Raw genomic sequence first — 20,803 nt, 5'->3', positions numbered from 1 at the left:
AGAAATTGATTTGAAATTTGTCGGCGTTTGTTTTATATTGCAGTAGAAATTTTGCGGGGTGAGTGAGGGGACTTGAACCCCCAACAACCGGAACCACAATCCGGTGCTCTAACCAATTGAACTACACTCACCATAAAATCTTACGTAAAATAAATTCGTGAATCATGGTTAGTCAAGATTTATTTGATAATTATGTTTCCCCAAGACGCGGGCGAATAGGATGACGCTCCGAACGGATATGAATAATCGCCGTGTTGTATCATGAATCCAAATTTTCTGCCGTTTTCGTACTTAACGCCTAAATCGTACCAAGGAATAAAAATTATTTTACAGTTTTGACCGTCGGATACCGTCATATCGCCTTCCCAATCTCTGATTTTATATTGAATGTCGGAAGTTTTTTGGACTATACTTCTTTCGGGATAAAAAAACGCGGCTTTTTTATCCGTATCAAACATTATTATTCTGTTTGCAAAAGCTAAAAATGCCGTTTTGCTGTTTGCCGGATCAATAGAAATCGTTATTTTTTCTTTCACGTCGCCAAAAACGATTATAAGTCCGTTTTGATTATGTAAAAACTGTATGGCGAACGATTTATTGTCCGAAAATTTGGTGTTTTTATTCAATTCGTAATTTTTTATATCGCCGGAATAATTTATTGCGGTGTCGCAAATTTCCGAAAGTTTGTTTTTTACAAAACCGTAAGGTCCGTAAATTTTTGATTTTTCATCGCCTATAGTTTCTTTTACCCATAACGCGTCTTTACCGGCAACGTCCTTTTTTATATCGGAAAATGCAAGCGTCCATTCTCTTTCTACGGCTTTTATGTTTTTTGACGCTAAAATGCTGTTTTTACCGCCTTGTTTTTTGTACAAAAGTTCATAATAAACGGTTTTATTCAAGTCCGATTCGCTTACCCCCGCGCTGAAAACTAAAGAATCCGACCTGAATCCGTACCAAACTTCCGGCGAATATAAATCCGCGTAAGTAAAAACAAAAATAAAAGACACTATTGCGAAAATTTTTTCTTTACACATAAGCTTTAACACCTCCGTTAAAAATACGGACTCTAAAATAATATTTGCGCAAAATCGACGCGAATAAAACGCGAAATCGTTTTATAATTTTCGCAAAAAGTATTTTCTGCATAATTTCATGAAAAGAGGAAAGATAGTTATGGAGATTGCGAAGAATAACCGAAATATGATTCATATCGCTATAATTGCATTTATGGCGTTGATTGTTTTATGCTTATTTCACGAATTAATAAATTCGAATAAAATGCTTCTCGCAAGCGATCAAATAAATACTATGGGAATAAAATCGTCTATGCAGCGCGCCTTACTTGAAGACGGACAGATCGCCATGTGGAATAAAGGAGTTTTATGCGGTATGCCGACAGGCGACGCGTTGGCGGGCGATTATCTTTATCCGCTTGTTTTCCCGTTTAATTATCTTGCGCCTATTTATGCCGCGTTTTCTTGGAAGATGATTCTTCATGTTTTTCTTGCCGGATTGTTTTTTTATTTGATGCTGTTCAAAGGGTTTGGGCTTTCGCCGACGATTGCTGGAATAGGAGCGATTTTTTACATGTTGAATCCGGAATTTTTTTCACATGTTTACCCCGGTCACGATGGAAAAATGTATGTAATTGCATTGCTTCCTTATATGATTTGGCGGCTCAAAGAAGGCTTATGCAATCCAAATTTTGCAAATACCGCGCTTTTTGCGCTTGGAATAGGGCTCGGACTTTTAACTTCGCATATTCAAATGATGTTTTTCACGTTTATCGGGCTTGGAGCGATTTGGCTGTTCTTTACAATTTTTGAAGTTTTTGGCAAAAAAAATGTAAAGATTACGATAAAACCAGCATTATTCTTTTGGGGGTCGGTTGTTTTGGGATTGTCGCTGGGCGCAGCGCAGTTGTATCCTGCGTTTAGATACGTCCAAGACGCACATTCTATTCGCGGGGTTGACAGAGGATTTGAATTCGCGACGTCTTGGTCGATGCACTGGGCTGAAATTTTTTCACTTTGGGTGCCTGAATTTGGGAATTGGTTTGGATATTATTGGAGCGGCAACGCGTTCAAATTAAATACCGAATATGTAGGCGCCGTCGCTATGATTACGGCTTTTTCGGCGTTTGTCTTTAAACCGTCCAAATGGCGCTTTTTTTGTCTGTCGCTTGGAATTTTCTTTTTGTTGTTGAGTATGGGCGCAGATTCTCCGGGGATTCGTTTCTCCGGTAATCCGGAAGATAAAATTTCAATTTATACGATCGCTTATCATTTTATTCCCGGCGTAAAGAAATTTCGCGCGATGGCTATGGTTATGTATTGGTTCTCGTTCGTAATCGTATTTTTGAGCGCACTGTCGCTTAAAGATATTTTGGACGAAGAATGGAAAAATTGGAGTGAAATTCGTCTGAAAAATACAAAATTCGGTTTGTTGATTTCAATTCCCGTAATAATTGCGGTTTCGTTTGTTTTTGCAAACCAAAACTTTGTTTTTGGTCTGATGCAGCCGCTTTGTAATTCTCTTGCGGAAAAGAAAAATATTTTTGAAGCGAATTTTCAAAAAAATTATATTCCCGCTCTTATCGGATGGACGTTTATTGCGATAATTATCATAGGAGGAATTTGGGCGGTTATTTGCGGACGCCTTAAAAAAGGATTATTATTCGCCTTAATTTTGGTATTGGGAATGATAGATACTATTCGTGTAAATAAAAGTTTTATTCAATATCAATCTAACGCACAATACAAAAAAACGCCTAATGCGATTGCCGACGTTTTAAGGAAGACAAAGAATGAGCCTGCACGTTCAATGTATTGGCCTGGTATAGATCCGAATGTGAATATCGAATCGTTTTACGGATTGGAAGGGGTGAACGGATTCCACGATAACGAGCTTGTGCGGTATCGTGAATTTCGCGGTCAGGGCGGCATGAATTATCTTTCGCCGATTTTTGAAAGAGCGAATATGGGTTATTCAGACCCTATTTCAGACGGCGGCAACGCATTAAATTTGGCGAATTGCAAGTATGTTTTTTATCCGAACCGGACCGGGCAATTGCAGGTTATTGAGAATAAAAACGCTATGCCTCGTTTGGCTTTCACGAACAGTTATATCGTAGAGAGCGATCGCAGTATAATTTCGGAAACGATAAATAACGCTGATTTTGCGGTACATGAAACGGCGATTTTGGAACAGAAGCCAAGTTTTGAAAGCGTCGGCGAAAACGTAAACACGCAAATTTCGACAAAATGGCTTAAATATACGGCAAACGACAGGATCGCGGACGTAGAAGTAAGCGTAAACGGGCTTTTGCGGATAAGCGAGGTTTATTATCCCGCGTGGAAAGTGTTTATCGACGGTAAAAAAGCGGAAATCATAAACTGCGATTTGGCGTTTATGGCGGTTGAAGTTCCCGCCGGAAAGCACAAAGTTCAAATTAAAATCGACTCGCTTTATATGAATACCGCCCTGTTGCTCTCTATACCCGGTTGCATTTTTCTTTTGTTAGCCTTGTCGTTAAATTTTACTAAGAAAAAGGTAATGAAATAAATGGAAATCGTAATGTTAATTTTGGGGATGGCTGTCGGCGCTGCGTTTTCGTTTTTTGTTTTGAAAACAAAATTTGCAAAGTATCTGTCTTTGGATGATTTTTTGCGAAAAATGGCGGAAAAAGATGAAAAAATAAACGAATTATCAATGAATTTGTCAGCAAAAGAAACAGAAAAAGAAATTTTGCAAAATCAAGCGGTTCAAAATAAAGAGGAAATTGAAAAGCTGCACGAGCGGATGAAAATTGAATTTGAAAATACGGCAAATAAAATTCTTGAAGAAAAAAGCAAGAAATTTGTGGAAGTAAACGAGGAAAAAATCGGCGGATTATTAAATCCTCTCAAAGAAAAAATCTCGGATTTCCAAAAAAAAGTAGAAGAAACATATTCAAATGAAATTCGTGAAAAGGCAAGTTTACAGCAAGAATTACGGCATATTATAGAAATGAACAAGCAAATGACGCAGGAGGCGGATAAACTTACGCGGGCGTTAAAAGGCGACAGCAAAGTTCAGGGAGATTGGGGCGAATTCCAATTGGAAGTTTTGCTTGAAAAATCCGGGCTTACGGAAGGTGTGAATTTTAAGAAGCAGCAAAATTTCAAAATAGGCGAGAATGAAAATGTTCGTCCGGATTTTATAGTCTATTTACCTGAAAATAAACACTATATTATCGACAGTAAGGTTTCTCTTGCCGCTTACGAGCAGTATTTTAACGGCGAAGACGAGGCGGTTAAAGAAAAGGCGTTAAAAGAACATATCGCAAGTATAAAAAGACATATCGACGAACTTTCGGAAAAAAAATACGAGCGGATTTCCGCCGTAAATTCGCCGGATTTCGTGTTTATGTTCGTTCCGATCGAACCGGCTTTGACGGTTGCCGTTCAGGCGAATCCGATGCTTGTGGAATACGCTCTCAAAAAAAATGTCATGCTTGTAGTGCCGACGACTTTGATGTTTGCTATGAGAGCGATTGCGTTTATTTGGAAAGTGGAAAACCAAAATAAAAATGTTCAGGAAATTGCGAAAGTCGGCGGTGAATTGTACGACAAGTTTGTGAGTTTTACTGATAATATGATAAAAGTCGGGCAAAGTATGGATAGCACAAAAAGAATATATACGGACGCGATGGGACAACTGACAAAAGATAATTTGGACGGAACCAAAAATGCGGGTACTATCTTAGGTAAAATTGAAAATCTAAAAAAATTAGGCGCAAATACTACAAAACAAATAAATCAGAGTTTGGCTTATTGAATATGGAATTATTAAAATTTTTACAAAAAATAATTTCCTAAATTCTGGAAAAATAAGCAATTTTAGTGAAAATATGTTATATTATTAAGTAGTTTAGTTTAAAGGAGACCATATTATTATGATAAAGATTTTAAAATTAATGACAGTAATTCCAGCGACTTTAATTAGCATGTTTTTACAAGGGTGCGGCAGCGATACTGAAACAAACAGTCAAAGACGTCATGAGACAGATGGGGAGAAGGAAATGTTTGAGGTTTGGACGGATAAAAATGACGATGGAACATTTGTTATAGGTTTTGAAAATAATTATCTTTATCCGGTTCCTAAATTTTTGATTAACGGAGTTGAAGCGAACCGTTTTAATAATGTTAATATTGTTCCTGCCGGAAATGTTATTTACAGTATAATTTGGGACGGCGATACTTTGACAAGAACGATAAATCTGCCGAATAATACATATGAACTTGCCAGAGACACTCTCGCAACAGGTTATAATTATTATATAATCGGTTGTGACGGAGACGAAAAAGTTGAGTGGTGTAATTTGCCGGATAGTTGGATTGTTTTTAGTGACATTTTACCTGTAAGAGAAAAATTTTTCGTCCCTTTTACTAACGGTTATGGCGACGTATTCGGTGTTGTAAGACCAAAAAATTATAAACAGATTACTTCCGGATATTTTGCGACAGCCGAAAGTGAGAAAATCGCAGTTTATGAAAGGATTGAATTGTGGAGTTTCTTTTCCAATAATTTTAATTGGTAATTAATCAAAAATTTGTTTAGTTTTATGCGATAAACATTGCTTGTTTATCTTGTATGCAGGACAAAATTACAATAAAATCCACTTCCATACAGGAATACATTTTATTGTTTTTTCTTTGTGTTCTATTGTTTTTTCTCCGTCTAAAGTTATAATCAGTAAATTCTCGGCTTTAATGCGCTCTTGAATTTTCAACATACTTTCAATTTCACGATTTTCCGTTTGATTAGCGGATATGGAGTAAGCGACCTGAATCAGCGTTTGGGTTTTTGGAACGTAAAAATCGACTTCAGCATTATCTCTTGCAAAATAAAAATCATCTCCGAATCGTCTTTTTAGAGCTATTGCGACAAGGTTTTCCAAAAGCAAAGTTTCGGGAGAATTCAACATAAGAGTTATTAAACCGTTATCGTTGACTATCGGTCTTGAAATTTACTATATTATCGTTGATTTTTCTTTGGAGAAAAAATGCCGAATATAAATGAATACTCGTCGATAATATGGGACTGGAACGGAACCGTTGTCGATGATACGCGGCTCGCGTTTGACATATATTGTGAAGAGTGCGTTTTATATAATATTGAAGAAATGAACTTTGAACAATATAAAAAACGGTTTTACTTTCCGGTAAACAAATTTTACGAAGAAGTAGGCTTGGACAAGGAGAAATATCCCTTGCTTGCCGACCGATTTGCGACGGTCTATCGACAAAGATGGCGCGAAATTGAAATTCACTGCGGCGTTGAAAATTATCTTAAAAAAAATTCGGAGAAAGGAATTTCACAGTTTGTATTGTCGGCATATAACCAAAAAGAGCTCTTGGATATGGTTAAATATTTTGGATTACAAAATTATTTTACCGAAATAGCCGGAATTGCCGATAATTTGGCGCAATCAAAAATTCAAAGAGGAAAAGAACTGATTTCAAACAACAATATTAACATAAAAAAAACGCTTATGATAGGCGATACTCCTCATGATTTTGAAGTTGCCGATTCCCTCGGATGCGACATAATTCTAATTTCATGGGGAGCTGTTTCCTATGAAAAATTAGTGGAAAAATGCGGAGAAAAACTTGTCGTAAAAAACTTGTCGGAGCTGTTTGAGAAATGAGAATTTACTCTTGGAATGTAAACGGAATAAGAGCGTGCGTAAAAAACGGTTTTTTTGAGTTTTTGGGAAAAGAAAATCCGGACATTTTGGCAATTCAAGAAACTAAAGCGCAAAAAGGACAATTGAGCGGTGAAATTTTAAATATCAAAGGATATAAAAGTTTTTGGCATTCTGCGGTTAAGAAAGGGTATAGCGGGACGGCGATTTATACGAAAATTGAACCGAAAAACATCGAAAATCTAGGCAATGAAAAGTACGATTGCGAAGGGCGGACGATAATTGCCGAATTCGAAAATTTTACACTTGTAAATTGTTATTTCCCAAACAGTCAAGAAGAAAGAGCGAGATTGGATTATAAACTGAATTTTTGCGATTTTTTGCTTTGGAAAGTAAAAAAAACGGTAGAAAGCGGGAAAAATGTAATCTTGGTCGGCGATTACAACATCGCTCATACAGAAATAGATTTGAAAAATCCGAAAAATAACGAAAACAGTCCGGGATTTTATCTGGAAGAGCGGGAATGGATGACGAAATTTCTGTCAAACGGATTTTGCGATATTTTTAGGCAAAGGCGCCCAAACGAACCGAACTTATATACTTGGTGGTCGTATAGAACTCAGGCGCGTGAACGAAACGTCGGCTGGAGAATCGACTACTGCTGCGTAAACGACGATTTTGTTTCTCAGGTGAAAACCGTTGAAATTCATCCTCAATTTTTTGGAAGCGACCATTGTCCCGTTAGTATTGAGGTGTAAAAATGCTTGAAACGATATTTTTTATTCTGATTTTGTCGGCGATTGTTTTCTTGGCATTTAACGTTTTTAAATCGGTTCTCAAAATTGCGGTAATTTTGTTAATTTTAATCGCCTTGCTGTTTTTTGGGCGTCGTTTGTTCGGCGACGATTGGCTTACGGATAAAATAAGGACAAATCAAAAATCTTCAAAACATATATCTATTTAGAAATATTGTCCGAATTATTCAAAAATTTTGATATAATTCTTGCGATACCGTCATAATCGAAAACATCGCATTTTTGTTTGATTTCCGTGACTAATTCATTGTCTTTTTCATAACGAAATTTATCCAGATCATTAACCGAATTTCGCAATTCTTCCATATCGTAATTTTGTGCGGAAACTAAAATTTTCTTAAGCAAATTTGTATCAGGCAATATCATTTTCGGTTTTTCTTCTTTAGACGAATTTATTTCGTTAAGTAAATTTTGTAATTTTTCTATAAACAATTTGATTTTTTCAATAAATTTAGGATTTAATTCCCATATTTTTTCTAAATCGCCGTCTTTGGCGAATTTTTCTAGAACCGCCGCTTCATCGCCAAATAAATTTGCGCTTATTCCATAACAGGAACCTTTAATTCCGTGAATTGTAATTGCATAATCGGCGATATTTTTTGAAGAGACGTCGTCAATCGCATTAATTTTCGAAGCGATGTTTTTCACAAACGAAGAAATTACGCGATAGTATGCGTCATAGCTTCCGTTAAATCTTTTGACTCCTTTTTCAAAATCCAAACCTTCTATTTTATGTGTGTCCGGCTTTATTTGCGGTTTTTCTTGAGCAATAAAAGCCGACTTGTCAGTATTACGCGGGGCTTTCAATTTCTCACTTTCGCTCAATCTGTCATAAACCCATTTGTGAATAATTTCATCAAGTTTGTCGGTGTCTATAGGTTTTGAAATAAAAGCGTTAAATCCCATTTCCAAAAACATCTTTTCCATATCAGACAATGTATTCGCCGTAAAAGCTACAATGGGAAGGTTTCGAGTGTATTCCGAGTTTATTTTGCGAATTTTTCGCACGGTTTCTATTCCGTCCATTCCCGGCATTATATGGTCGACAAATAAGATGTCGTATTTCTTACCGCCGTCGGAAATAATACTAAGCGCTTCTTCTCCGCTCAAAACACAGTCCACTTTCATTTTGTAAGGGCTAAGCATTCCTAACGCGACATCAAGATTTGTCTGAACGTCATCTACTACCAAAACGTTAACGTTGGGAAGCGAAACAAAATCAATTTTGTGGATGTAATATTCATTGTTTTCGATAAAATTCAAATTTTCCAATCTGGCGGCAGTTTCATCCGTAATAAATTTATCTCCGATAATACCCTGAATTATGGTAACCGTAAAAGTACTTCCTTTGCCGTACTCGCTTTCGACCGAAACGTCGCCGCCCATAATTTCGGCAAGTTGTTTTGTTATATTTAATCCAAGCCCCGTCCCTTCCGTATTACGATGCTTTTCAACGTCAAATCTATTATACTCGTGAAACAATTTTGATATATTTTCTTTTTTGATTCCTATTCCGGTGTCTTTAACGACGGCAATTAATTGACAAAGATCGGGGGATAACCGTTTGACCGAAAAATACACGGAAATTATGCCGTTTTCCGTATATTTGAAAGCATTCGATAAAATATTGTTAAAAATTTGTTTAACACGAATTTCATCTCCGAAAAGTTTTTGCGGAATATTTTTATCGAATTTTATTTGAAGTTTAATATTTTTGCCGTCAATGCGAAATTTATTTATATATATGACGTCTTCTATCAAATTTCCAACGTTATATTCTTTTTTAATAATTTCAAGTTTTCCGTTTTCGATTTTTGAAAGATCTAAAAGGTCGTTGAGTATCTGCATGAGCATGTATCCGGAACGTAAAATTTTACTTATATTGTTTGCCGTTTCTTTAGAGTGCTCTTTGTTCAGTTCTATTTCGGCAAATCCGTTAATTGCGTTGAGCGGAGTTCGTAAATCGTGCGAAACTCTTGCTAAAAATACGCTTTTTCCTGTGTTTGCTTCATCGGCAATTTCTTTAAGGCGATTAAGATTATACATAATATATGCGGTTGCAAAAAATCCAAAAATGCCGGTCAATAACAGGATAATGTTTACAATATTGGCCTGTCTATAGAAATCCGATTTCAAAACAACGCTTATCACGTACCATTTGGTCGATTCCACTGAAATTTCTTTTGCCGCAGCTATAATTTTATTATGCCCGTGTTTTTCAGTTAATTTCTTAGTTACCAAATCGGAAATTAATTTTTCATTCAAAGATTTCGGATTTAATTTGTTGTCAACGTCAAAGTCAAATAGTTTAACGCCTATGGCGTTAGTGTCGGGGTGGGATATGATTACAAATTTGTCGTCTAATAAAATCACATATCCCATTGATTCGGCGACAGTTAAACTTCCGAATAAATTATCAAAAAAAGCGTCCATAGCCAAAACGCCTAAGAAATTGCCGTTTCTATTATAAATCGCTTTTGAATAGCTGATAATCAGTTGTCCTGTGCTGGCGTCATAATAAGGGGAAGAGGTGACAATATTTCCTTTTGCTTTCAAAGCATTAATGTACCAAGGTCTGTAATGTACAACATAATTTTCAGGCGGCGCCCAACCGATTCCGTCCAAATATTCGCCGCGTATGTATCCGTAAATTCCGTTTTCGTAAGAAGCTCCTTTTGTCGTTGCGGCGATTCGGTTTGTGATAGTAGTCATTTCACATAAGAGATGTGAATTATCATAATCGTTTTCGATATAATCCATCAGTTGTTCAAAAGACGTCTCAAAAATCGTACTGGCGTATCCTAACGTATTCTTAACGCTTGATACAACGGTTGCAAGCGCTTTTTCGTTTGACTTGTGCATTAAATCTTTAATAACGTCGGATGTAAAAAAAATGCTTGTAAAGATTATTACAACAAAAGAAAAGAAACTAAATAAAATATGTGTACCGAGACGACGTTTACTTATTTTTTTTGATATCGATATAATTTTCATCTTTTTCATAATTTCAAATTATCCCTTAACAATAAAATAAAAAATCAATAATTATATATAAAATATTACAAAATTACAAACCGCCTGCCTTTTTATTGAGATCCGATGCCTCTTTTACGTTATTAATCGTCGTTTCATTTATTTTACCGGCGGATGAAGTTTTAACTGTTTGAACGGTTTCGTTATTTGATGATTTTTCCATAATCGTCACTAACTTATTAAACAAAAAACCAATTCCGGCAATTAGTGCGGCAAGCATAAAAATTCCTAGTAATTGGTTCAACGCTGTCACGCGTTTATAATTTTTTGCCGACCTGCCTCTTGGCATAAAACCTCCGAAAACGTTAAAACTTTGTGTAAATATATTTTTTCCCAATGTAATTATTGTATTTTTATTAGAATTTTTTTGTTTTTTACATAAAAGCTTTTACATAAAGCAAGGAATCTTATGAAAAATTATTTACAATTTTATGTTTTATTATGTTTCGGTATAATGTCTTTTGCACAGGAAGATGTTTCGTCAAAAGAAGCCGGAGTATATCAAAGGAAATCGGTCGCGTTTTTAAATTTGGCTATTAACAAATCAGAAGTTGTCGGTTCCGAGTGGAAAGACGACTTAGTATCTGTTTTACAAAATTCCGTTAAATTTGAACGATTTGATTATAACAATGTTCCGCAGAGCGCCGTAGATAAATTTTCCGCTCTTCCCGCGTCGATTCCTTTGGAAGAACGAATGAATCGTACGGTTGTTCCGGCTATCTTATCGGCGGTTGACGCTCAAAAAGAAATTCGCGCTATGGATTTGCTTTCTGAGCAGCAAAAAAACTCTTTTATCACCGACAAAGCCAAAGAATTAGGTATAACTGAAGAAGAACTGAATACGGTTATGAATTCGGCGTATATTTTTGCTCCCGTATATATCGGATATACCGATTCTTCATATGCGACGCAATCGTACGGAACGGCGTACAAAATAACACTGTCGGCTGGGGGATATTGGTGGAAAATAGACAATACCGGCAAAAAACCCGCCGCAAAGCTCGTCGCCAATATTGAAAGAACATATTCAAGCACAAAATATTCAGGCGAAGAATACCGTTTTAACGGGCAAAAAATAAATCCGAAATACGCGGCGTTTCGTGAAGCGTTAAATTTAATTGCGACCGACGTGCAAGCGGCGACCAGAGCTATTCCGGATTTTCAGCTTTCGGCGCAAGTTTTAGACAGGAATCCAAGAAATGTCGTTATTTCCATCGGAAAACGCGATGGAATAAAAACCGATGATAAATTTTGGGTCTATGAATCGCTCGAAGATGCGGAAGGAAACATAACTCAAAAAAAACGCGGCTGGGTAATGGTAAAAAAGGTCGGCGAGAAAGCGCGCGGGCTTGATGCGTCGCAGTCTCAGGCGCAAATTATTTCCGGACTGCCTTATGTGGGCTCTACGATAAAAGAAATCCCGCAGTTGCCGCTTGACATTACCGTTGGATTTACACAAATTCCGTTTGACGTAGATAACAAAGGACAAAGAGAGTATGACGCAAAAATTGAAGAAATTAAAAATTCTGAAAACAATAAAATGCCACAAGATACTATTGGCTACGGAGAAAGGTATATAGGCGGTATTCGACACTTGAAATTGTCTAATATGTACGGTCCAAAACTTAAAATGAGTGTAAATCTTTTTACTTCCGCCGGCGGTTCGCAGTGGTGGTTTAACGCGGGCGGCGAATTTTTGTTCGGGAAAGCGAGCGGCGAATTTTATTACAATCCATATAGTAGTAATTCTGGTAGAACCTGGTACGACATTGATGCGCTTGCATTGGGGTTTGGAGCGGAATTCTCGTTGGCAAAAAAAATATTTATCCGACGTTTTGTTTTGGCTCCGGAAATCGGTTTCGGCATCAAAGACGTAATGCTTCATAATAAGGACGATAAAGAAATATTGTACGATATTTACATTTCGCAGTTTTCTCTTGGACTTTTGGGAAATATGGGAGTTGAATTTGCGATTACGCCGACAGTTCATTTGGGCGCCTCGGCGGGGTATCATTTATTCACAAAAAGCGACACTTGGAATTCTCGTTGGCGTTACAACAAAAAACAGATATCGGACACTACGTCGTATAGAGATGGTCCGAACGTTAAAAGCGGCGATTTGTTGAAGACAAGCGGAATGACTTGGTCGGCTTATGTTTCGTTCGCGCTTCCGTACAAATCTAAAAAAAGCAACGATTTAGTAACGGAAAAAGATGTTCCGGCCGTTAAGACTGAATCCGAAGACGAACAATCTGAAGATATGCAATCCACCGTTTATTCAAACGAAAACGATAAGTATAAAAATAACAATGAAATAAATAAGTCGGAAGTAAAAAAACAAAAAAGCGGCGGCGGCGGTTTTTGGAGATTTTTATTAGGCGAATAAATTAAGAAACAAAAATAAAAATTCCAAATATTTACCGTTTTTACGTTTTGCCGTAGTTCTCAACGTCGGATAAATGATATTTTATGCGTAAAAATAGATAAAATTTAAACAAAAGGATGGGGTTTATGAAAAAATTAATGATGCTTATGCTTGTTTTTGTGATTTTTAATTTCGCGGGAGCGACCAATATTCCCATGTCAAAACAGGCGGCGTTGGTTGAGGTTTATTCTTCTTCGGAAATTTCGCTGAACGCGACGGGATTCGGCAATAATGAAAAAACGGCTCTCACCGATTTACAAAGAGCCGCCGTTTGGTTTGCGCTTTATAATGGCACCGACCCGCTTTTGAATAATGACGCGGCGAAAGCTAAATTTGAGCCGTATCAAGAGAGTTTTTTTGAATTGAGCAACGTATCGAAATTTATCACGTTTGAGGCGCAAAAAGTGATTTCTTCGACTAAAACTACGCTTCCGGATAAAAGAAAGGGATTTAAAGTTATTAAAAATATTCGCGTAAACGTTTCGGCGATACGTTCGGATCTTGAAGGTATGGGCGTCCTTGCGAGTAAAGACGCTTTGGTCGCGCAAATAGGGCTTCCGTTTATTATGGTGATTCCCGAAACGCCGAAAGGACAAACTCCGCTTCAAGTTTTCGAATCAAATCCTTTAGCGCGTCAGGCTGCGGGAGTTATTGAAAGTTTTCTAACCGCTCGTAAATACGACGTCATTGTTCCAAGAGCGTCTGAACAGTTGAACGATTTGGCAAACATCCAAGCGGAGCTCAAAGGCGCGGATCAAGATATTTCTTACCAATTGTCTTTGGCTTTGGGTGCGGACGTTTATATTTCGTTTTCCGGAAGCGTTCAGGGAGGAAAAGCGACCGTTGTCGTAAAAGCGTATGAAACGACGACCGCACGGCTTTTAGGTACGGAAACCGGATATTCCGCGACTCGTCCGAACGTTGCACAGGAAGCATTGGTTGAAGAAGCGATTAACGGCGCAATCCAAAACGTATTGGCGAGAGTTACGGCATATTGGCAGGACGATGTAAAACGCGGCGCACAATACAAACTTATTTTCAATGTTACAGGAAATTTTAACGCGAAGCAAATTGAGAATTTGCAGTTTGCCGTGTCCGACGTAATTGAGGAAATGTTTTCGTCTTCAAAAGAAAATATCGTCGCCGATAAAACTATGGATTATTTGGTGTGGGCGAAAAACAGCGAATATTCCAGATCGATGAATATTTTCAGGGACATTAAGTCGAAGCTTGCGAAAGAAGCCGATGTTACAAGAATTAACATAAACCGAAAATTGATTATTTTGGGTTTGGATAATTTGTAATTTGCAAGCAGCCGATACGCCGCTGGAAATTGTGTATGAAGACGACGAAGCGCTGGAAATTGACGAGACGGCGTTATTCTCACTTTGCCGAAAGGTGTATTCGGGAGAAAGTGTAGCGGAAAACCGGAGCGTTGATTTGGTTTTTTGTAATGAACGAACTATTAAACGGTTAAATAACGATTTCCGTAAAAAAGATTGTGTTACCGACGTTTTGTCGTTTTGCTTCAATGATTTTGATTATTTGGGTGAAATATATATTTGCATACAGTGCGCCGACGAGCAAAGGAAAGAATACGGGTTATCTCTTGACGAAGAAGTTCAAAGATTGTTTATACACGGAATATTTCATCTTTTGGGCTTTAACCATGAATCCGAAGACGAACGGATAATTATGGAACGGCGCGAAAAAAAATATATTGACCTTGAAAAGGAGTAGGTTTTGGAGTATTCCGGTTTACAATTATCGTATTTGGTAATCGCCGCAACAATTGATTGTATTTACATTTCTTTATTATCTTCTACAAAAATTGTTTTTGGGCAGATAGAACGTTATAAAAACAATATAACGGATAATCGGACTCTGCATATTATCGGCAAGATTGAAATATTTTTGGAAAACAAAACTGTTTTTTCAATGTTGATTTCGTTTGCAAAATCGTCGGCTGTCGCTATTCTGGGAATAATTTTTTATTTTATTTCACGGCGTTATATTTTTATTCCTCAACAATATTTCAACTGGGAAGCGGTATTTCTTGCGGCGGCGATATCGTCAATTGCGGCAGGTTTTATTTGCTATAGTATTCCGCGGGCGTTCGCTTTGAAATATGCCGAAAATCTGTTAATGCCGATTTATTTCTTTTACATTTTAAATAAACCGCTGCTATTTCCGATTGCTAAAATCATGTATTTCGTACAAAATTTTCTCCTGAAAATTATGAAATATGATGAAAAGTTCAATTTCTTAAGCGAAAAAGAGTTAAGCAAATTAACCGAAGCGTCCGATTCCGAAGACGGATTGGACAAAGAAGAAAAAGAAATGATTAAAAATATTTTTGAATTCAGCGATACATTAGCAAAAGAAGTTATGGTTCCGAGAATCGACATCGTTGCAATTTCTATTGATTCCCCGCTTTCCGAAACATTGACGCATATAAGCACAAACGGGCATTCTAGAATTCCGGTATATGAAAACAGCGTTGATTCAATTATAGGAATTTTGCATGCTAAAGACGTGATAAAATGGATTTCGGAAAACGGAATTTCAGATGTTGGAAATTGGTCGCTCAAGAAACTTATTAAAGAGCCGCACTATATTCCTGCAAGCAAATTGCTGACGGATCTTATGAAAGATATGAAAAAAATGCGAAATCATATAGCCGTTGTTGTTGACGAATACGGCGGAACCGCAGGGATTGTAACTATGGAAGATATAATTGAAGAAATCGTAGGCGACATAAACGACGAGTATGACGAATGCGTTTCTTCGGTAGTTCAAACCGACGTTCGTACTTTTTTGGCGAATCCGCATATTGAATTGGACGATTTGGCTGAATTTGTTCCGGTTAGATTTGATGAAAAAGACAAAAAATACAGCACTTTAGGCGGGCTTTTTTATCATGAATACGGAAATGTGCCTACAGAAGGAACCGAATACGTTTTTAAGGGGATAACTCTAAAAATTACAAAAATGGATGCGCAAAGAATAGAGGAAATTCAAATTATTCTTCCGGAAACGGATAACGATTCCGAAATAGATAATAATTTAAAAGCGGATATTTAAACTATTATTCCCAATTTCATCGCTGCGATTTTAGCGGCTTTCTGCTCTGCGTCTTTTTTAGAACTGCCTTGTGCGATTCCCATATCTTTACCGTTAATTTCTATTCCAACGGTAAAGATTTTTTCGTGATCCGGACCTTTTTCGGAAATAAGGTTGTATTTTACAGTTGAATGTCCGTTTCCTTGAACGAATTCTAATATCATCGTTTTGTAATTTATATTTTCTTTTCGTACAAGTGAACTTTCGATAAGCGGAAATAATTTCTTTCTTAAAACTTTCCGAATACAATCAATTCCGCCGTCCAAATAAATCGCAGCGATTAATGCTTCGAAAGCGTTTGAGCAAACATCGGTTTTTGAGTTTTTAAGGTTTTCGTAACTTTTACCGAAAATCATAGCGTTTTTCAGATTTATACCGTCGGCGACATCGCCTATTATTTTTCGACTTACAATCATAGATTTTATTTCCGTTATTTGTCCTTCCGTATAACCGGGGAATTTATTATATAACTCCTCGGTTACCAAAAAATCAAGAATCGAGTCGCCCAACAGTTCAAGCCTTTCGTTTGAACCGAGTCCTATTGGATCTGTCTCCGGAGCGATTGCCGATTTGTGCGTAAGCGCATGAAAAAGTAAAACAATATTCTTGAAATAATATCCTAAAGATTTTTGCAGATTGTTTATTTTTTCCGAAAACCCGACATCTACAATACTTACCGAGTATTTTTTTTTCAATATAATTTGATTTATTTTTTCAAAAAAATTACTTTGTTTCATACAAATTTCTTAATAACCAGCGAAACGTTATGCCCTCCGAAGCCGAATAAATTACACATAGCGGCATTGATAATCCTGCTTTTTGCGATATTTGGCGTATAATCAAGCGGGCAATCGGGGTCCGGATTTTCGTAATTTATCGTTGGCGGAACAACGTTCTCGACAACAGACTTTACAAGTGCGACAAAAGCGATTCCGCCTGCGCCGCCAAGTAAATGTCCGGTCATTGATTTTATCGAACTTATCGACAGTTTTTGCGCGTGCTCGCCAAATACCTTTTGAATTGCAATGGACTCGTTTTTATCGTTTGCGGGAGTTGAAGTCCCGTGCGCCGAAATATAATCAATTTCTGTCGGCTGCATATTTGCGGTTTTCAGCGCCATTTTCAACGCTCTTTGCGCCCCCTCGCCGTCTGGAGACGGGCTGCTTAAATGATATGCGTCGCCGGTAGCTCCGTAACCGACTAATTCGGCATAAATTTTCGCGTTACGTTTTTGCGCGTGTTCCAAGGTTTCCAAAACAGCAATTCCTGCGCCTTCGCCCATGACGAATCCGTCGCGGTTCAAATCAAACGGCGAACTCGCTTTTTGCGGAATTTCGTTGCGCGTACTCATTGCTTTCATAGCGCAAAAACCTGCGAATCCCAAACGAGTTACCGCCGCTTCCGTTCCGCCGCAAATGCAGGCGTCCATCATTCCCGCCCTAAGCGCAAGCATCGCGTCGCCAATCCCGTGTCCTCCGGAAGCGCAGGCGGAAACTATTCCGTAATTTGGTCCTTTGAATCCGTATTTCATTGAAACCATCCCACTAGCCATATCCGCAATCATCATAGGAATAAAAAATGCAGACACGCGCCGCGGTCCTTTTTCATAAAGCTTTATCGCTTCGTTTTCAAGATAACTCAGACCGCCGACTCCCGAAGAAATAATTACGCCTATTCTCTCGGCGTCAATCGAATCGTTCAAAAGGTTAGCGTCTTTTACCGCCTCGTCGGCGGCGGCGATAGAATGAAGAATATATCTATCGGTTCTATTTACTTCTTTAGTATCCAAATAATTTCCGTAATCGATTCCTTTTACCTCGCCGCCTATTTTAGTCGGTAAATCTGAAGTGTCGAATGCCTGTACGAAATCTATTCCGCTTTTTCCATTCTTTAATGAATTCCAAAACTCATTAACGTTGTTTCCGCAAGGATTTACGGAACCTAATCCTGTAATAACAATTTTTTGCGTCATAAAATTCCTCTTTTCTTTTCAATATTATTGCAAATATACTTTGTTTACAATCTTTTAGAGTTGCATTTTGCTTTTTCTATACCCTTTTTTACCGAATCTTTTACTTTTTGCGAATATTCCAACGATTGCAGAATTTTTTCTGTGTCCATAGTGAACGCCGAAAGCGATTCCATATGATCGGCGCTTGAAAAAAATTCTTTCCAGACACGCGAAAATCCGTCATCCAATTGCTCTTCCGTCGTATGCTTCGGTTTAAATACGACGTTTGCAGCGTTATACCTTGCCCAGTTAATAGGTAAATGAAGACGGTTTTCTTCTTTCAATCGTTTGAAAAACGGAGTGTTCGGAAACGGCGTCGCTATGAAAAATTCGGCGGTTTTAACATTCGCGACGCGGCAATATTCCAAAATTTTGTCGAATTGGTCCTCGTGACAGCAGTCGTATCCTACTGCAAACGAACCGAAAAATCTTATTCCCCTGTCTTCTAATTGCTTGACCAAATCTACGCACTTATTCCAGACATTTTTATCGCCTTCGTAGAATCTTGCACTGAACGGGTCGCTTGCAAAAACTGTGTACATGCTCGCCGCACCCGCTTCGGCGATTTTATTCAAAAAATTTGTATCGCTGTTCATAGCCGGCGAACACGACAAGAACATTTTTACCTTAAAATCTTTAATTTTGTCGCATAAATCCATTACGTAATTGGTTATTCGCGGGCGATTCAACATTATCATATCGTCGGTTACGTAAAATTCCTGACCGCTTAATAAGCGAATGTCTTCTACTACATCGTCTATCGGGCGCAGGCGTGTACGGTTTCCCTGGTAAATCGGAACGTTGCACCACTCGCAGCCGAAAGGGCATCCTCGCGTTACACTCACGAGCGACGCGTGCCAATCGTATTTGTTTTCAATGTCGAATACGCCTCTTTTCGGAGTGACGATTTGTTCGGGCGCAGGAAATTCAGCCGCCTGGTATCGCGGTTTCAAGCAGCCTTTTCTGTAATCGTCAATCTGCTGCAAAAATACCGTATCGCCTTCTCCGACCGTAAGAGAAGTACAATGCGGCTGCACATTGTCAGGAATCATTGACGGATGCATGCCGCCCATTAAAACGGTTTTGCCCAGCGCTAAAAATTTATCGCCCAGTTCGTACGCTTTTGCCGCCTGCGGAGTGAAAAAACTTATCGCGATAACGTCGCTGTCGTCATTAAAATTTATCTCTTCAATATTTTGGTCTTGAATATGATATTCAATGTCCGGCTGCGAATCGCATAGTTTTGCCAAAATCGGAATACCCATTGCGGGCGGCATCGTATATGCCCATGTCGCCGCTATCGCCGGAAATTCTGCGAGTTCCGGACGCAATTCCAAAAACTTATAAAATTTCGGATATATGAATTTTATTTTCATTAATAATCCCAATAAATCGCTAAAAACAATGAAAAAGACAACTAAAAATATATTTTCGCACATACCAAATTATTAAAAAAAATTTGAACCGATAATTGCATCTCATAACTCAATCCTATTTTAATAGCGGTTCAGATATTTTCCAGCCGATCGGGCTGCCCTTTATTTGTGATAACTCATACCTGTTTTCAAGGTTTTTCACTATCGCTTCCGCTTTAAATTTTCCTGAATAATCGTATTGTTTCAATTTTATTGTTTGTGAAAACTCGGCAATTAAAAAAGACGCTTCGTATCCGCGGTCAAACGGGCATTTTATATGTCCGGGTGAAATTAAAAGTCCGTTTCCGCTTTTGGCAATATTCGAACGATGGAGATGCCCGTAAAAAAACAAGCGCTTTTGGCAAATTAAGAAATTCGGAATATCGTAAGGCGAATGAACGATTGTAATTTCTGCGTTTGAGAAAGGAAAAGAAAGAAATTTACTAAGCGCCCCCGAATAATAATCGGGATGTCGAGTTCCGGGAATTTTTTTTACAATTCCGTCAAAATCGATATAATCCATATCTTCGTATTCGTCGCCAAGATGCCAAATTTGTTCGATATTCGCTATCTCTTTCGCTTTTTTTACTATATTTTGTAAAAAATTTATATTTCCGTGCGAATCGGATATTACTAACGCATTCAAATTTTGCTCTTCCATATTGTTTGTCTCGTCTTAATTACGTTCTCTTTTTCTACAGATTTAGAAAACCGTTTTGCTTTTTCAAAATAATATTCGCCGCAAAAACAAAACGGAACGCAAATCTCTATGCGTCCCGTTTATTAAATAATGTCCCGTCATTGCAAGCGTTGCGAAGCAATCCGGTCCGGTTATCGTTTCACTCCCAACTTCGCCGAATACTTATACGTCTTTGCGTTATTTCCTCTCGCTTCGACAATTATCAAATAACTGCCGTTAGCCGCATTTCTACCGTCGTTATTGGTTAAATCCCACTCGGCTGTACCGCCTCTTGCCTCAGTCTCAAATACTTCGTTTCCGGTATTGTCGTAAACGACCGCCTTCATCTGTGAAACTCTCTCGTTGTTCGGTAAGTCGATAGTAATAACAGCCTTTTCAGAAACGATATTACTCGACAGTCTGATACCTCCGCGTTTGTCGGGATTTTTAATGTCGATGATTGGATTTGCGCCGCCCGCCGCCCTGACAATCTCGCTTATCGCCTTGCCTACGGTATTGGTTCCGCTTATCTCCGCTCTTATATCTTTACCTACGTCCGACGCTTTTATCGTATAAGATATGCTGCTGCCGGATAATTCTCCATCCACATA

Annotated in this window: 19 protein-coding genes and 1 tRNA gene; 10 read left to right on the top strand and 10 right to left on the bottom strand. The window is 38.0% G+C overall.

From position 1 onward, the window contains the following. Positions 1-57: 57 nt before the first annotated feature. Positions 58-131: transfer RNA gene (locus LBH98_06830), tRNA-His, on the bottom strand. A 48-nt stretch (positions 132-179) separates the two neighbouring features. After that, a complete protein-coding gene (locus LBH98_06825) occupies positions 180-1,037 on the bottom strand; it encodes a hypothetical protein (GenBank protein ID MDR0304462.1) in 858 nt (285 codons plus the stop codon). 139 nt (positions 1,038-1,176) lie between these two features. On the opposite strand from LBH98_06825, the gene LBH98_06820 reads away from it, so the two are divergent. From LBH98_06820 to LBH98_06810, 3 genes are all read left to right on the top strand, one after another. Then, complete coding sequence (locus LBH98_06820) at positions 1,177-3,567, top strand: YfhO family protein (GenBank protein ID MDR0304461.1); 2,391 nt, start codon at positions 1,177-1,179, stop codon at positions 3,565-3,567. Further along, positions 3,568-4,821: a DNA recombination protein RmuC gene (rmuC, locus tag LBH98_06815; GenBank protein MDR0304460.1), complete on the top strand. Its 1,254-nt coding sequence runs from the start codon at positions 3,568-3,570 to the stop codon at positions 4,819-4,821. It begins immediately after the preceding gene. Positions 4,822-4,939: 118 nt separating this feature from the next. Beyond that, on the top strand, positions 4,940-5,584 hold the full coding sequence (locus LBH98_06810; GenBank protein ID MDR0304459.1) for a hypothetical protein: 645 nt from the start codon (positions 4,940-4,942) through the stop codon (positions 5,582-5,584). 66 nt (positions 5,585-5,650) lie between these two features. Here LBH98_06810 and LBH98_06805 read toward each other — a convergent pair whose 3' ends face one another. Next, positions 5,651-5,971, bottom strand: coding sequence for a hypothetical protein (locus LBH98_06805; protein ID MDR0304458.1), 321 nt, complete (start codon positions 5,969-5,971; stop codon positions 5,651-5,653). A gap of 78 nt (positions 5,972-6,049) precedes the next feature. Between LBH98_06805 and LBH98_06800 the strand changes: the two genes are divergently transcribed. From LBH98_06800 to LBH98_06790, 3 genes are read left to right on the top strand one after another with little or no spacing between them, the layout of a single operon-like run. Continuing rightward, entirely contained in the window at positions 6,050-6,694 is a 645-nt protein-coding gene (locus LBH98_06800) for an HAD hydrolase-like protein (GenBank protein MDR0304457.1), read from the top strand. Then, positions 6,691-7,449 carry an exodeoxyribonuclease III gene (gene xth / locus LBH98_06795; GenBank protein MDR0304456.1) on the top strand — a complete coding sequence of 253 codons (759 nt, stop codon included), beginning with the start codon at positions 6,691-6,693 and terminating at the stop codon, positions 7,447-7,449. The genes LBH98_06800 and xth overlap by 4 nt, the downstream gene beginning before the upstream one ends. 2 nt (positions 7,450-7,451) lie before the next feature. Continuing rightward, positions 7,452-7,655, top strand: a complete 204-nt coding sequence (locus LBH98_06790; GenBank protein MDR0304455.1) for a hypothetical protein — start codon at positions 7,452-7,454, stop codon at positions 7,653-7,655. On the opposite strand, the gene LBH98_06785 is transcribed toward LBH98_06790, so the two are convergent. After that, positions 7,648-10,368, bottom strand: a complete 2,721-nt coding sequence (locus tag LBH98_06785) for a response regulator (GenBank protein MDR0304454.1) — start codon at positions 10,366-10,368, stop codon at positions 7,648-7,650. The two genes, LBH98_06790 and LBH98_06785, sit on opposite strands and share 8 nt — an antisense overlap. Positions 10,369-10,573: 205 nt before the next feature. Continuing rightward, on the bottom strand, positions 10,574-10,828 hold the full coding sequence (locus LBH98_06780) for a hypothetical protein (protein MDR0304453.1): 255 nt from the start codon (positions 10,826-10,828) through the stop codon (positions 10,574-10,576). Positions 10,829-10,948: 120 nt separating this feature from the next. On the opposite strand from LBH98_06780, the gene LBH98_06775 reads away from it, so the two are divergent. The 4 genes from LBH98_06775 to LBH98_06760 all read left to right on the top strand — a co-directional run bounded on the left by LBH98_06775 (position 10,949) and on the right by LBH98_06760 (position 16,048). Then, entirely contained in the window at positions 10,949-12,925 is a 1,977-nt protein-coding gene (locus LBH98_06775; protein ID MDR0304452.1) for a hypothetical protein, read from the top strand. A 125-nt stretch (positions 12,926-13,050) separates the two neighbouring features. Beyond that, a complete protein-coding gene (locus LBH98_06770) occupies positions 13,051-14,268 on the top strand; it encodes a DUF6175 family protein (protein ID MDR0304451.1) in 1,218 nt (405 codons plus the stop codon). A gap of 1 nt (position 14,269) precedes the next feature. After that, positions 14,270-14,704 carry an rRNA maturation RNase YbeY gene (gene ybeY, locus LBH98_06765; GenBank protein ID MDR0304450.1) on the top strand — a complete coding sequence of 145 codons (435 nt, stop codon included), beginning with the start codon at positions 14,270-14,272 and terminating at the stop codon, positions 14,702-14,704. 3 nt (positions 14,705-14,707) lie between these two features. After that, positions 14,708-16,048, top strand: a complete 1,341-nt coding sequence (locus LBH98_06760) for a hemolysin family protein (protein MDR0304449.1) — start codon at positions 14,708-14,710, stop codon at positions 16,046-16,048. On the opposite strand, the gene rnc is transcribed toward LBH98_06760, so the two are convergent. The 5 genes from rnc to LBH98_06735 form a co-directional block, all read right to left on the bottom strand. Continuing rightward, positions 16,045-16,824 carry a ribonuclease III gene (gene rnc / locus LBH98_06755; GenBank protein MDR0304448.1) on the bottom strand — a complete coding sequence of 260 codons (780 nt, stop codon included), beginning with the start codon at positions 16,822-16,824 and terminating at the stop codon, positions 16,045-16,047. The two genes, LBH98_06760 and rnc, sit on opposite strands and share 4 nt — an antisense overlap. Further along, positions 16,821-18,059, bottom strand: a complete 1,239-nt coding sequence (gene fabF / locus LBH98_06750; GenBank protein ID MDR0304447.1) for a beta-ketoacyl-ACP synthase II — start codon at positions 18,057-18,059, stop codon at positions 16,821-16,823. The genes rnc and fabF overlap by 4 nt, the downstream gene beginning before the upstream one ends. 44 nt (positions 18,060-18,103) lie before the next feature. After that, entirely contained in the window at positions 18,104-19,474 is a 1,371-nt protein-coding gene (locus tag LBH98_06745; GenBank protein MDR0304446.1) for a radical SAM protein, read from the bottom strand. Between the two features lie 115 nt (positions 19,475-19,589). Beyond that, entirely contained in the window at positions 19,590-20,174 is a 585-nt protein-coding gene (locus LBH98_06740) for a metallophosphatase family protein (protein ID MDR0304445.1), read from the bottom strand. A gap of 170 nt (positions 20,175-20,344) precedes the next feature. Continuing rightward, the coding region (locus LBH98_06735; GenBank protein ID MDR0304444.1) for a hypothetical protein at positions 20,345-20,803 on the bottom strand (459 nt) is incomplete at its 5' end.

The organism is Chitinispirillales bacterium (assembly GCA_031254455.1).
Lineage (GTDB): Bacteria > Fibrobacterota > Chitinivibrionia > Chitinivibrionales > Chitinivibrionaceae > WRFX01.
Note: the sequence above shows the minus strand (reverse complement) of the source record. Positions and strands in the feature narration are given on the sequence as shown.